Raw genomic sequence first — 13,527 nt, 5'->3', positions numbered from 1 at the left:
TGCAGGCAAGCTGCGAATCAGAGCTTCTGCGCAGCAGCAAATAACGGCTCCGCGAAACTCGGTATCTTCGGTGACCATTAGCGATGAAGTTCTTCCACCGCAATGCGCCGAAGTTACCGAGCCTCGCCAAAAAAGCTTTGACAGGATAATCTCTCGACAGAATTACTTCAAATCGTTCTGCCGATGAATCATTCGGCCACAAACTTTCAAAGTCTTACTCCACCTTTGAGCGTCTTATGGCCTGGTGAACCGCCAGGCGCAACGCCCATTCCTGCACAGGTTCCTGACCACCAACCTCTCAAATAGACTGTTCATTCAAACTCGAACAACTGCGTGCGAGTATTGTGCAGCCTGAGTGGTGGCAGCTCCCGCTGCAGATGGGCTGCTGCCGAAGTTCAGATGTGCGTGATGGTGGCAGTGCAAGCGTCATTCGTCGCAGTGCCTGCGGATGTTCAAGGCTCATCCGGCACTGCGCCTGAAGGCGCCACGACCAACGCTCATCACACCCCCAAGGCTTCGATCACCAACTTGGCCGCGGCGGCCCCGGAATATTGTTGCTGCCCGGTGATCAAGCGGCCGTCGCGCACTGCAAACGGCTTGAAGCGGCCGCTCACAATGAAGTTGGTGTTGGGAATCTGCTTCGCCTCATCTTCGATCCAAAACGGCTGAATGCGCTTGCCGACAAACGCGTCCGCAAACTGCTCTTCGGAATTGGCAAAGCCCGTCCAGGTTTTGCCCTCGACGAGCAGCTTGCCACTGGAGAGCCTGGTTTTCAGCAGCACACAGGTGCCATGACACACAATGGCCACGACCTTGCCGGCTTCATAGAAATCGGCCACGAACTGGTGCAGTTTCGTGTCGTTGATGAAAGTGTACATCGGCGACTGGCCGCCGGCGAGAAACAGCGCGTCATAGTCCGCGATTTTCACGGCAGCGATGCTCCGGGTCTCGTCCAGCAGCGCGGCGAGTCGCGGAGTGCTCAAAAAGCCCATGCTGATCAGATCATGCGCTGAGTAGCCACTGGCATCGCGCGGATCACTGAACGAATCGATTTGCAGTTTGCCGCCTTGCGGGCTGACAATCTCAACCTGATAGCCCTTTTCGGTGAACTCGTAATACGGGTGGGTCAATTCGGCCGCCCAAAAACCAATGGGCCAGCCGGTGGTTTGCGAAACCGCGGGGTTGGCCACGACCATCAACACGCGCTTCGGTTGGTCAGGGTTCAAGACATCAATGTTCGCGCTCATGCGCATCGTCCTCCAGAGAAAGGTGCAGACAACGAGCTTGATTTGTTGCGCGCAATGTATTAAAATGATCTCGATTCATCAAGTATGCACTTTTTCGGTACCTACTATCCAAAATGATACTGAGGAGTGCCATGAGCTGCCTTGGCCGCATTCATGCCTGCCCGGTGGAAACCAGCCTGGAATTGATCAGCGGGAAGTGGAAGCCGCGCATCTTGTGGAAGTTGCATCAGCAGGAGATCGTGCGCTTCGGCGAGCTGAAACGGGCGCTGCCCGGCATCACCGCGAAAATGCTGACGCAGCAATTGCGCGAATTGGAGAAGGATGGTCTGGTGGCGCGCACGGTCTACGCCGAAGTGCCGCCCCGCGTCGAATATGCCTTGAGTCCGTTTGGCCGCACACTCAAACCAATTCTCGAGAGCATTGCCGGCTGGGGCGTCACCCATCATGCCAAAATCGTGAAACTGCTGAAACAACAGGGAGCGGTAAAAACAGCGGTATGAGGGCATTTCCCGCTGCGGGAAACCCGGGATCACTTCGTGAAGCCTTGCCGCACACTCGCGGCCGCCTGGGATTGTCAATTGATCCCGACGGAACCACATGCAAAATTTCACGGCCGCAGTCCTGAGCATCAAGCAACATTCAACCTAAAAGGCGTCATTCCGGCGTGCGCGTTGAATGACGCATCAAGGAGAGGGGAGCATCTTTCTGACCACGAATTCTCCGGGGCGTTGTCCTTCGCTTTGCGGTTCGGTCTCGTCGGGTCGAATCGTTTCGAGCAAGGGACTTGAGGTATGGCTGTGTTACTGGTTGTAGCAGTCCCGGGATTCAATCTTGTCAAACGCTGCGTTTGGTCTCGCTTCATGAAAACAGATTCTTCAAGACAAAGAGAAGATTTGCCGGCCGCTCCGCCAGGCGGCGCATGTACCAGGGAAACCAATAACTGCCATAACTGATCAACGTGCGCACGCGATAGCCCGCGGCAGCGAGGCGCAGTTGTTCTGCGGTTTGTATGCCGTACAACAATTGAAACTCATAGTCGGCCGGGGTCAGGCCGAAGGCCTCCGCCATTTGCTGCGTCTGGTGGAGCAGAACCTGATCGTGCGTCGCAATGCCCACGCTGACCCCCCGCGGTTTCACATTGGCAAGCAGGATCTCAGCGAGGGCGAGAAAATTGGCATCGACCTGGACCCTGCGGGGAAAGGCGATCGCGGCAGGTTCGCGATAGGCGCCCTTCACCAAACGAATGGCCGGCGCGATCTCCAGCAAGGCGGCGAGATCATCTTTGGTGCGGTAGAGATATGCCTGCAGACAAACACCCACATTTGCATGCTGCGTGCGTACCCGCCGATAGAGCGCCAGCGTGCGCTCGACATAGGCGCTTTGCTCCATGTCGATCCACACCCAGTTTCCCACCGCTGCCGCCCCTGCAACGAGGGCCGAGAGATTCTGGCGGCACAACTCCTCATCAACGTCCAATCCGAGCTGGGTCAGTTTCACGGAAATGCAGGCATCCAGTCCGCATTGTTGAATCAATGGCAGCGCCGCGAGATAGTGCTCGGTCACCTCGTGGGTTTCCGCGGCGTTGGACACATTTTCGCCCAGGCGGGTGAAAATGGTGCCAATCTTTTTTTCGCGCAGATTCGCCGCGGCCTGCAGGGCGTCGGCCAATGCTTCGCCGGGCATGAAACGCGACACGGCGCGGCGGACAAAGGCGTAGCGTGGCAGCTTTTGACGCAGCGTGCGATTCTCTGAAATCCACAACAAGGCATTGCGGGCGAAACTCATCGTATACCCTCCCTTCCAATACGTCTCTCTCCGCAGCGACACTGCGGTTCCGATGATGTCTTTTTCTTGGCAACGTTAAGTTAGATCTGTTGATGCTAAACGACCCGCTTCCCCCCAGCCCCAGCTCGTGAGAGAGAAGGAAAAAAGCGAGTCAGAGGAAGGCTTGCACCTCCCCTCTCTTGACAGGGAGAGGGGAGGTTGGCTGCTGTAAATCGAAACTGTTACCTCAAAAGCAAAGAGGTTTTTCCAACTGATAGAAGCAACACAACCACTACAATTCTATTCCATGAATTGGGTTGTGTCTCTCCGCTGGCGATCTTCATTGAGTCGCAGGGTGATGCGTTGCGGGGCGAGACTTCTAACGTAACATTGCCAAGTTATGTGCTTTCCAGATTTAACGATTCACACAAACGTCGCAATTTCGTGCAACGGTTTCTTGCTGATTCTCGGCACAACCGCCTCTTCCGCCGGATAGCCCACCACCAGCAGCAGAAACGGCCGTTCATTTTCCGGTCGCGCCAAAATGCGATTCAAAAAACCCATGGGGCTGGGCGTATGCGTGAGGACCACCAGCCCGGCATGATGAATCGCGGTGAGCAACATGCCGGTGGCAATGCCGACGGACTCGGTGACATAGTAGTTCTTGACTGTGCCGCCGTCCGGCAAGCGCGAATAGCTTTGAGCAAAAACGGCAATGAGCCAGGCTGCGTCTTCGAGGTAGGGTTTGTGCTCATCGGTGCCCAGCGGCGCCAGTGCCTGCAACCATTCCTGCGGCGCGCGATGATGGTAAAATTCGTGTTCTTCCTTCTCCGCGGCGGCGCGAATCCGGCTTTTGATCGCGGGATCACTGACTGCGACAAAATGCCAGGGCTGCATGTTGGCGCCGCTCGGCGCGCTGCCGGCGGCCAGCAGGCAGTCTTCAATCACAATGCGCGGCACCGGCGATGCGGCAAAGTGGCGCACACTGCGCCGGCGCTGCAGCTCGGCGCGGAAAGCCGCGGCGCGCTGCGCCATCTCGGCGGGCGGATATTCGCGGTAGGAAGCGAGCGGCACAAACTCGGGAGTGCTCATGGCCGTCTCCTTGAAATGAATGAGTGGCGTACTTCACCGGCGCCGATCTTGCCGTGCAGGCGGAGTGAATTTCGGCAACTCATCTTGGCCGGTTGAGCAGGATTGGAAGCATTTTAGCACGCGCGTCCCGTCGAATCCGCTGTGGCCTTCAGCGCGCATCACGCAGGCGCTGATTGCCGACCACGAGTGGATCAAATTTCTCCAGGGCGCGCTGAAATAGCGCATCGCAGACGTCCGGCAGCAGCGGGCCGATCCACTGCGGCATGCCTGCGCCGCCGGCATAGTAACTCGGCAAATGCGCCAGCACGGGTCCGGCACCGCCGGCAGGATCCACCGCGCCAAAAACCACGCGGCCGACGCCATGCAGCAACAGCGCGCCCATGCACATCAGGCAGGGTTCGAGCGTCGTGTAGCAAGTCATCTCCCGGCTGCGCGGCCACAATTCCGCCGGCACCGCGCGCAAGACTTCGATCTCCGCATGGCGGCCGGGATGATAATGCGGCACCAGCATGGCATTGCCGGCCTCCGCGATCACTGTCTCGCCGAGCGTGAGCAGCGCCCCGATCGGCAAATTGCCCAGCTTCTCAGCCTGCAAGGCCAGCGCCACGGCGCGGCGCAGGTGCCGGAAATCATTGGCGTTTTCATGCGTCATGGCAAGCCTCCGATTGGTTCATAGAGCAGACTTCAAAACCGTACCCCTCACAGCGTGCGGCGCGGCGGCACGATCACATTGGCGATCAGCAAACCGGTGACCAAAGCCACCGCAATGAGAACCATGCTGAACGCCGTAGTCACGCCGGAGATGACATCCTTCTCGATGAACTTGGCCAGGCTGCCGAAGCCCAGACTGCCGGGCACCAGCATCATCAAGGCCGGCACCACGGTGATTGCCGCGGGCTGCTGCAACCAGCGGGAAAGCAGGTTGCCGGCGGCACCGATGAGAATGGCACCCAGACACACCCCCAATTCCGGCCCCAGCAGCGCGGTGCCGGCACGTGCGCCGCTGAAACTGATCAAACAGGCGAGCAGAATCCAGCCGGCATCCCGCGGCCGCGCTTGAAACAACACGGTAAAGTTGAATGGTGCCAGCAGCAGTGCCAGCCACAGCGTCCATGCCGGCAACGGTTGCGGCGTCTGCGCCAAATCCACCGGCGGCAACAACCGGTTGATCTGCGAACCGAGTGCGACGCCGAAGCCGAGTTGGAGGAAAAGCAGGGCGGCGCCGGTGAGACGGGCGGTGCCGGAAACGAGATTGCGCGTGGCCAGCTCGCGTATGGCGACCGTCAGCGTGAGGCCGGGCACCAGCACGATCAAGCTGGCGAGGGTGGTCAAATGAACCGAGAAGGGGTGCAGGAAACGGGCGGCGATCATCGTCAAGGCTGCGGCCAGCACGGCGGCGCTGGCTTCGAACACTTTGCCGGTTTCCTCGCGGCGGCCCATGATCCCGGCCAGCAAACCAATCAGCAAACCATTGGCAGTGGTCACCACAATTTCCCGCCAGCCGCCGCCGAAAAAGCGCGCGGCCGCGCCCGAGGCCAGAGCAAAACATAAGGTGCCCAGCAGCGGGCCGAAGCGCGGCGGCGCCGCCACGATGCGATCGATCATCTGCGTGCCCTCGGCCACACTCACCCGGCTGTGAACCACCTGCTGCATCAACTCTTCCAACCGTGCCTGTTTTTCGAGATTGACTTCACTCGCCTCGATGCGAATCAGAGTGGTGCGATGCTCCTCCGGCAGCCCGAAGGAGGCGAAGATGCCGGTGGGCGTCGCGAAAAAGCTGCCGGGCAGGCCAAGCTGCTGCGCCACCGAATTCATGCCCTGCTCCAGCCGGTGCGCCGGCACACCGTAGCGATGCAACGCCTGACTGAGTTTCACCATGAACACGATGCGCGGATCACTGCGCGTTTCTGCGGTCATGATCGCGGTCGGATGGGAGGGCAACACTTGCGGGGAACGGTTGGCTGGCATGCGGGCGGAAGATAAAGTTGATCTCAAATCACTGTGCGGGAAAATATTCCCGAAGTTGCCAGGAGAATAGCGTGGCGCAGGCTGCCAGCCTGCGGGCAGTCCGGAGGGGCTGACGGTGTTTTAATCCTTCACCGGCGCGGAAACATACCCGGCCATTCCCCCGCCATTCGAAATTTTAACGCCTGCCGTTGCAACCGTCCGCCACCGCCGGCAGCCGCCTGTTGCAGGTGGGCCGCCACTCGAATCACTCAATGCCGAACTTCTCCAAACGATAGCGCAGGGTATCGCGGCTCAAGCCCAGCAGTGCCGCGGCGCGCGTCTTGTTTCCACCGGTGCGCTGCAGTGCCTGCTGCAGCAGAGATTTTTCCAGGTCTTCGAGCTGCACGCCTTCGGCCGGCAGGACAAAGGCGGGCGGCGCGGGTTTGTCAGCCGGCGGCGGCAGGGCCAGGTCGGTTGCCTCCAGGATGCTGCCTTCACAAAAAATCATGGCCCGCTCGATGAGATTGCGCAGCTCGCGCACATTGCCCGGCCAGGAATGGGCCAGCAACGCCTGCCGCGCCGCGGGGGAAAATCCGCGGACGTTGCGCTTGAAATCGAGGTTGTAGATTTTCAGGAAATGTTCCGCCAGCAGGAGAATGTCATCGCCCAGCTCGCGCAGGGGCGGCAGGGATAGACTGACCACGTTGAGGCGGTAGAAAAGATCGTCACGAAATTTCTTTTCCGCCACCGCGGCGGCCAGGTCCCGGCTGGTCGCGGCAATATAACGCAACTGTACCCGGCGCTCCTGCGTGCTACCCAACCGGCGAAATGTGCGATTTTCGATGACGAGCAGCAGCTTGGCCTGCAGGTTCAGCGGCAGCTCCGCGATTTCATCCAAAAACAGCGTGCCGCCGGCGGCGGCTTCAATCAAACCCGGTTTGGCCTTCACGGCATGTGTGAACGCGCCCTTTTCAAAGCCGAAGAGCTCGGCTTCGAGCAGGCTTTCCGGCAGGGCGGCGCAGTTGACCTCGACGAACGGCGCCTCGGTCTGATGGGTGAGCTGGTGAATCAGGCGGGCGACGTGGCTCTTGCCGGTTCCGCTTTCGCCATGGAGCAAAATCGTCGCCGCGGGTGATTGCGCCACCTTTTGCAGACGGCTTTGCAATTGCTGAATCGCCGGCGAGCGGCCCAGCAGCGTTTTCGTCAAGGCCTGTTGCTGGGCACCCAGCGCGGATTGCAGAAGCAGCAATTCGTTGCGCTGCTGCCTGACCTCCTGCTCCAGCCGGCGCTGCACGGTGCGATCCTGCACCGTCATGAGCAATTTGCCCGGCAGCGCGGCGAGGTGGGTGAGATGAATATCGAGCAGGCGGGTTTCGCCGTCCGCCAGGTCGCGATTCACACAAACCAACGAGAAGACCGCGCCCGGCTCCGCCAACACGCGCTCGGCTTCCTCCTGCAGGCCGGCCATTTCGGGATACAACTCCGCAAGCGGCCGGCCGGCCGACGCGCTTTCGCCGGGCCAAACCAGGCGGCGAAACAACTCACTGCAGGCTGCAACGCGCAGCTCACGGTCGACAATCGCCAGGCCCAGGTCGTGTGCCTGCAACAGGCGTTCAAGAGAGTCGTCAAGGTGCAGCAAGGATGGCCTCCGCCAGGGCATGAAAGGCTTGTTCAACCTGTGCACCGGTCTTGGCACTGGTGAAGAAATGCGGAGCGGAGAAGCCGGCGGTGAAGGCTTGATAAGCTTGCGGGGAGGGTGGCGGGGTGTCGAGCAAATCGAGCTTGTTGCCGGCAAAAACCAGCCGGGCGCGCGGTGCGAGTGCGAGAAAGCGCTCACAATAAGCGGCCAGACGCGCGCACGATTCCGGCCGGGTGAGATCATGCACCACCAACGCGCCATGCGCGCCGCGAAAGTAGTTTTTCTCGAGCGGGCCCAATTCCTCGGCATTGGCAAGGTCCCACACCAGGAGATCGAGCTCGCGGGAGGCGGCCACCAGGTGCTTGCGACTCACCTTCACGCCGATGGTGGAGAGGTACTTGTCGTCGAAATGATTTTCGACGAAGCGCCGCACCAGGCTGGTCTTGCCCACGCCAAACGTGCCGAGCAGGCAGATTTTTTTCTGGAGAGCCGACATGGTTGTGCCTGACAAGGGGGACAATGAGATTGCCGCGAAATATAGCCGGGCACGGGCGAAAAAGCAAGGGCAAGGGGCAAGATGCGAGGGGCAAGGGGCGAGGGCAAAAGGTAAATCGTTTGTTCTTTGGTTCGCGGGATGCCCTTTGCGAGCCGACCCAAAGGCAGTTGAGCACTTTTACCGCCGCTCTCCGTTTCTAAAGTGAGTGAAGTCGCGCTGCGCGCTCCTTCCGTTAGCCCACGAACGGAAGCAACTCATGAGAAAGAATTCTATTTCTGAAATCTAAACATTCTTAAAAAACTCTTGACTGCAATGCACCAGTCCGACTTGGGCGCGGCGAGTTGTCAAATTTCGCAAAATCCGCTGCCCAAGTCGGACTTCGCCCTGTTTCCAGACCTTCCCCTGGGTGTCCGGCGTGCGGTGGTGCAGAATTGACTGCGACCGATCCTGCCGCACCAACTCCCGGCATCAAAAGGCGGCACTGATGCCCAGCGAAGGCAGCAGCCCGAGTGCATCACGATCATCGATGCGATTTTCCCAGAAATCATAACGCGGCCGGCGCGGCAAGGGATTGTTGTAAAGGTTTTGAATGTCGAGAAACAGGATCATCGCCCAGCCGCTGAAATGAAAGCGGCGATCCACGCGCATGTCGAGGTGATGGCCGGCGGCCAGGCGGCGCGAGAGATATTCTTCCGGAAGGTTTTGAATCTTGCCGCCGTTTTGCGAGGGCAGATAAACCGGGGTATAGGGCGCGCCGGTGTAGAAGCGAAACTTGCCGCTGATCTCCCATTTGGCGTTGAAGACATATCCGCCGGAGAGGTTGAAAATCCAGCGCTGGTCAAATTGCCCGGGATGAGTGACGCCATTGGCTGCGGTATACTCGCTCTGGTTGTATGCCAGACTGAGTTGCCCGTAGCACGGCACTTCGGAAAAGCGCTTCTGCAGCAACACTTCGAAACCGTGGGCTCTGCCCCGGCCTTGCGAGGCCAGGGGGAAATAGCCGAACGATTGAAAGTCATCTTCACGGCCGCCGTAGCCAACACCGGTGTTGGTGAGCACGAAATAGTCATTGATGCCCGCCAGCGTGCCGGTGGGCAGATCGCGGTAGCGTTTGTAGTAGGCTTCCAGGGAGAGGTTGACCTCGGGCCGCAACAGATATTCCACGCCAAACACCACCATGTCATTGCGCATGGCGCGCAGCGCGCGGTTGGCGGAATTCACCACCCAGACGTGGGAGGGTGACTGGTAATAGCGGCCGGCACTGGTTTTGAATTTGAGAGACGGCACCGGTTGGAAGCCCACCGCCAGCCGCGCGGCGGGGTAGAAAGGCCGGTCGAGAAAGGCATGGAGGTCGCCGCGCAGGCCGAAAGTGAAATTGAACCAGGGCAGAAGCGGCTGCTGCCACTCGGCATGGGCGGCATATTTCCGGGTGGTGAGGGCGGCCACATTGACGGCCGGCAGCCCCAGGCTGGCCACCGCGACCCGCCGGCCGCTGCGATCATAAATCGTGTCGGCAAAAACCGCAGTGTTGTCATTGATGATGTGCTTGACGGCGAGACCGGCCGACAGGCTGCCGCCGCGCGACAGGCCGAGTTGGGAGGTCAGTTTGAGATGCAACTCGGTCTCATCGGCGCGGCTGTTGAAGTATTCGCGTTCGTATTCGTCGATCTGGCTGAAGCGGAAGCCGTTGTAGTTGAGGCTGGCGGTGAGGTCGAAGAAGCCGCGGCCGAGCACGCGGCGCCAGGTGGCGCCGGTGATGATTTGGTTTTGGGTGTTGTCCAGAATGCCGGCATTGGTCACGCGATTTTTCAGGCTGCTTTGATCGCGGTCGACGCGATCGAGGGCGACCAGGGCGAGGAAGGAGAGCCGGCTGCGCGGGGAAAATTCATAATCGGTGATCAGGTTGAAGTCGGTGTAAACCGGGATGAATGGCAGGCCGGCGGCGCGGAAGATCAAATCGAGATAGCTTTGCCGCGCGGAGAAGAGAAAATCGCCGCGGCGCAACAGCGGGCCTTCGAGATTGAGGCCGAATTGTGTGGCGGAGATGGTGGCCTCGCCGCCCGGGCGGTCGCGCCGGCCGGGCCGCGTGTCGAGCGCGAGCACGGAGGACATTTTGTCGCCATAGCGCACGCCAAAGCCGCCGGTGGAAAATTCGACGCGGTCGATGAAATCCAAATTCACGAAGCTGAGAGCACCACTGCTGGAGCCTTGTGTGCCGAAATGGTTGAGATTGGGCACTTCGAGGTTGTTGATGAGGTAGAGATTTTCCGTGGGGCCGCCGCCGCGCACCAGCAGGTCGTTGCGGCCGCCCTCGTTGACCACCGCGACGCCCGGCAGCGTGGCAGCGGTGCGCACGATGTCTTCGAAGCCGCCGGGAAAGCGCCGAATCTCCTCCGCCGCCAGTTGCGTGGTGCTGACCGGACTTGTCCGGGCCTCGGCAAAATAGCCGGGGGTGACCACCACTTCCTGCCGCTGCAGAGAGCCTTCCACCATTTGGACATTGACGATCGCCGGCCGCACGGCACTGACCACCACGTCGGTTTTGGTCAGGCTTTCATACCCCAGAAAAGAAAAGCGCAGAAGATAGGTTCCCGGCGCGAGATTGGGGATGACAAAAAATCCCCCGGCATCGGCGCTGGCGCCCAAATTGGTGCCGACCACCAGAACGTTGGCACCGGCGAGGGGCTCACCGGTGCGGGCATCAACCACACGGCCTTCGATGCGGCCCGCCGATTGCGCAAGAGACGCCACGTTGACATGCAACAGCAGCAGCCAAAATATTTTTCGCATGAACATTTTTCTCGAGCTTGACGAAATCTTCCTGCCAATCAAATCAACAATTCGCCGGGATTGACCGCCGGCAGACAGGGGCGCTGCGCGAGATTGTCATCGTGATGGATATGCAGGCGCACATGACGATTATTCCTTCAAACAAAATCCCAACCGCAAATTTTTTTGAACCGCCAAGACCGCAAAGGACACAAAGCAATGCCGGCCTGGCGGTTCGAATTTACTTCCCACGACAATGCTTTTGCAGTAGTGCGTTCAGGGTCGGTGCCTGCAGGCACTACTACGAAAGTTTATTCTCATCCACTGCCGCGCGCGGTATGGCATCACCACGAAAACTGCAGGAATGCCACGACCAAGCCGTGGCAGAGCAAATCAAGGTGGAAAATCATAGCGCTGCCACCACTTGTTCGGCATGGCCATCGACCTTCACCTTCGGGAAGATTTTGGCGATGCGCCCGTTTTCATCGATGATGAAGGTCGAGCGCACCACGCCCATGTAGGTGCGGCCGAACATGGTTTTCTCCTGCCAGACATCGTAAGCCTTGAGCACCTTGCGTTCGGGATCGCTCAGCAGGGGAAAATTCAGGTGATACCTGGCCTTGAACCTGCGATGCGATTCGACGGAATCGGGACTGACACCCAGGATGACGGCGCCGTGCAGTTGTATGTCGCCGAAGTGGTCGCGGAAAGCGCAGGCTTCGCGGGTGCACGCCGGAGTGTCGTCTTCGGGATAAAAGTAGAGCACCACCTTGCGGCCGCGGAAGTTTGACAGGCGCACGAGCTGGCCGCGATCGTCCTGCAGGGTGAAATCGGGCGCCTTTTGCCCGACAGTGAGCGAGGTGCCGGTGCCATCGCTCTGTCCGGGGGCTGCGGCAGCGCGGGCAGTGCTCGTTTTGCGCGCTGTCGGCGATTTGGCGGTGGTACGGGCCGATGCCTGCCGGCGCGTGGCTGCCGACTTGGCGCCGGCTTTGGAGGATTTAAGCGTCATGGTGGGCATGAGTATTCTCCTGTACAAATTGAGTCGAGGACAGGCAATTTACAATCAAACATGGGAGCTGTTCCTTTCCATGCGAAACGGCTTCACGCCCGGCGTGACCGGGATTTCCCCTGCAGGCCTCATGGTATCCCGGGATCCTGCCGTCGCAGCGAAGCCGTTGCAGAGAATTATTGTTATTTGAAACGACGGGTGGCTGGCGAGACTGCCGGGAGCGGAAGCGGCATTATCCCGCTCTTACAAGTCCGCCAGCACCGCCTCGGCGGCGCGGCGGCCGGAGGCCAGGGCGCCGTTGATCGAGGCATTGTCGCGGTGATCGCCACAGACATAAATACCGGGCCGCAGGCGCACCGGTCGTTGCGGCGGTTGCAGCGCCGGCGGCACTTGCCGCGGCAGGGCCTGCAGCAGGCGGTAAACTTTCAGGAGACGCCAGCGCTGCACCTGCACGCCGAACCATTTGGCAAGCTGCATGCGCACGGCTTGTTCGAGCTGTTTTTCATCCTGCACCACCGTTTTCAACACCGTTGCGGAAATCAGATGAACGCCCGGCGGGGCATAGCCCGGTGCCACGAGACTGGGCACGCACAGGTTGTTGACCGGGCCATCGCCCTCACCGTTCAAAACCAAAATCGGTTCCTCAAGCGGTGCCTGTTGTGCGGCATAGTAAAAACATGCCACCTGCTGCATGGGCACCGGCGGCAGTTCCGGCAGCAAGCGTGCGGCTTCCGGGCCCTCCGTGGCAATGACAAGGGCACGGGCGGAGAGGTGCTCGCCGCCCGCGAGCGTGACCGTGTTGGCCGTGATCCGGTCCACCCGGGCGTGCCGGCGTATGGCTGTCGCCGGCAGGGTCGCTGCGAGTTGCGCTGGAATGCTGCCCATGCCAGCCGCGGGCAACACCGTTTCTCCCGCGGCCAGCATGCGGAACACGAAATGGAACATGCGGCTGGAGGTTTCCAGATCCGGCTCGAGAAAAATGCCGCCCAGAAACGGCTGGAAAAAGCGTGTGATGATCTTTTCGGAAAAGCCGGCGTCATGCAGCAGCGCCAGTGTCGAGATTTCCGGCTGTTCCAGCAATTTTTCCAGCGTGCCGGTGAGCACGCGACGCCGCATCAGGGCAATGCGCAGTTTGTCGAGCGGCGTGCCCAGCGGCGAAAGCACGGTTTTAATTCCGTCGACCGGCCGGCGCCAGGGATCAGCGATACGGTGAAATCGGCCGCCCTGTCGCACCAGCGCACCGGAGTAGAAAGGCTTCAAATCCAGGCCGTCATAGTCGAGCAGGCGCGCAGCCTCCGGATAGGCGGTGAACAGGACTTGAAAGCCGCGGTCCAGCAGAAAGCCTTCCACCTTGTCGGTGCGCACGCGGCCGCCGGGCGCATCTGCAGCTTCAAGCAGAAGGAAGGGCACACCCGCTTCCTGCAACCGCCGGGCACAGGACAGACCCGCCAGCCCCGCGCCGATGATGATGACTTCGGGCTCAGACACCGGCTACCTCCCGGGTTGCGGCGCATGCGCGGGCATCAGCTCGTGGGCAGTTGGGCAATGTGAGGCCGCGCTTTTT

The 13,527-nt window shown here is 60.2% G+C and carries 10 protein-coding genes and 1 pseudogene; 1 reads left to right on the top strand and 10 read right to left on the bottom strand.

The window, feature by feature from the left end:
* Positions 1-500 precede the first annotated feature (500 nt).
* Positions 501-1,247 (bottom strand): type 1 glutamine amidotransferase domain-containing protein, encoded by a 747-nt coding sequence (locus ONB52_09620; GenBank protein MDZ7416400.1) that lies wholly within the window; start codon positions 1,245-1,247, stop codon positions 501-503.
* Positions 1,248-1,378: 131 nt separating this feature from the next.
* On the opposite strand from ONB52_09620, the gene ONB52_09615 reads away from it, so the two are divergent.
* The gene (locus ONB52_09615; GenBank protein ID MDZ7416399.1) at positions 1,379-1,747 is read left to right on the top strand and encodes a helix-turn-helix transcriptional regulator; all 369 of its coding nucleotides are present in this window, start codon (positions 1,379-1,381) and stop codon (positions 1,745-1,747) included.
* A gap of 358 nt (positions 1,748-2,105) precedes the next feature.
* Here the strand turns inward: ONB52_09615 and ONB52_09610 are convergent, their stop codons facing one another.
* From ONB52_09610 to ONB52_09570, 9 genes and pseudogenes are all read right to left on the bottom strand, one after another.
* A complete protein-coding gene (locus ONB52_09610) occupies positions 2,106-3,032 on the bottom strand; it encodes a proline dehydrogenase family protein (protein MDZ7416398.1) in 927 nt (308 codons plus the stop codon).
* Positions 3,033-3,434: 402 nt separating this feature from the next.
* Positions 3,435-4,103 carry a nitroreductase family protein gene (locus ONB52_09605; GenBank protein MDZ7416397.1) on the bottom strand — a complete coding sequence of 223 codons (669 nt, stop codon included), beginning with the start codon at positions 4,101-4,103 and terminating at the stop codon, positions 3,435-3,437.
* A gap of 148 nt (positions 4,104-4,251) precedes the next feature.
* A complete protein-coding gene (locus tag ONB52_09600; protein MDZ7416396.1) occupies positions 4,252-4,755 on the bottom strand; it encodes a nucleoside deaminase in 504 nt (167 codons plus the stop codon).
* A 47-nt stretch (positions 4,756-4,802) separates the two neighbouring features.
* The gene (locus ONB52_09595; GenBank protein MDZ7416395.1) at positions 4,803-6,020 is read right to left on the bottom strand and encodes a threonine/serine exporter family protein; all 1,218 of its coding nucleotides are present in this window, start codon (positions 6,018-6,020) and stop codon (positions 4,803-4,805) included.
* Between the two features lie 295 nt (positions 6,021-6,315).
* The gene (locus ONB52_09590; GenBank protein MDZ7416394.1) at positions 6,316-7,689 is read right to left on the bottom strand and encodes a sigma 54-interacting transcriptional regulator; all 1,374 of its coding nucleotides are present in this window, start codon (positions 7,687-7,689) and stop codon (positions 6,316-6,318) included.
* Entirely contained in the window at positions 7,676-8,185 is a 510-nt protein-coding gene (locus tag ONB52_09585) for an ADP-ribosylation factor-like protein (protein MDZ7416393.1), read from the bottom strand. Before ONB52_09585 ends, ONB52_09590 begins: the two co-directional genes overlap by 14 nt.
* 468 nt (positions 8,186-8,653) lie before the next feature.
* Positions 8,654-10,975 (bottom strand): TonB-dependent receptor, encoded by a 2,322-nt coding sequence (locus ONB52_09580; GenBank protein ID MDZ7416392.1) that lies wholly within the window; start codon positions 10,973-10,975, stop codon positions 8,654-8,656.
* 385 nt (positions 10,976-11,360) lie between these two features.
* Positions 11,361-11,801, bottom strand: a pseudogene (bcp, locus tag ONB52_09575) (thioredoxin-dependent thiol peroxidase).
* A gap of 405 nt (positions 11,802-12,206) precedes the next feature.
* Positions 12,207-13,451, bottom strand: a complete 1,245-nt coding sequence (locus ONB52_09570) for an FAD-dependent oxidoreductase (protein MDZ7416391.1) — start codon at positions 13,449-13,451, stop codon at positions 12,207-12,209.
* Between the last annotated feature and the right edge of the window lie 76 nt (positions 13,452-13,527).

It is taken from the genome of candidate division KSB1 bacterium, assembly GCA_034506255.1.
Lineage (GTDB): Bacteria > Zhuqueibacterota > Zhuqueibacteria > Zhuqueibacterales > Zhuqueibacteraceae > Coneutiohabitans > Coneutiohabitans thermophilus.
Note: the sequence above shows the minus strand (reverse complement) of the source record. Positions and strands in the feature narration are given on the sequence as shown.

Bases quoted from the DNA above. Each gene is read 5' to 3' on its own strand.
- ONB52_09620 (MDZ7416400.1), bottom strand. From the start codon at position 1,247: ATGAGCGCGAACATTGATGTCTTGAACCCTGACCAACCGAAGCGCGTG.
- ONB52_09615 (MDZ7416399.1), top strand. From the start codon at position 1,379: ATGAGCTGCCTTGGCCGCATTCATGCCTGCCCGGTGGAAACCAGCCTG.
- ONB52_09610 (MDZ7416398.1), bottom strand. From the start codon at position 3,032: ATGAGTTTCGCCCGCAATGCCTTGTTGTGGATTTCAGAGAATCGCACG.
- ONB52_09605 (MDZ7416397.1), bottom strand. From the start codon at position 4,103: ATGAGCACTCCCGAGTTTGTGCCGCTCGCTTCCTACCGCGAATATCCG.
- ONB52_09600 (MDZ7416396.1), bottom strand. From the start codon at position 4,755: ATGACGCATGAAAACGCCAATGATTTCCGGCACCTGCGCCGCGCCGTG.
- ONB52_09595 (MDZ7416395.1), bottom strand. From the start codon at position 6,020: ATGACCGCAGAAACGCGCAGTGATCCGCGCATCGTGTTCATGGTGAAA.
- ONB52_09585 (MDZ7416393.1), bottom strand. From the start codon at position 8,185: ATGTCGGCTCTCCAGAAAAAAATCTGCCTGCTCGGCACGTTTGGCGTG.
- ONB52_09580 (MDZ7416392.1), bottom strand. From the start codon at position 10,975: ATGCGAAAAATATTTTGGCTGCTGCTGTTGCATGTCAACGTGGCGTCT.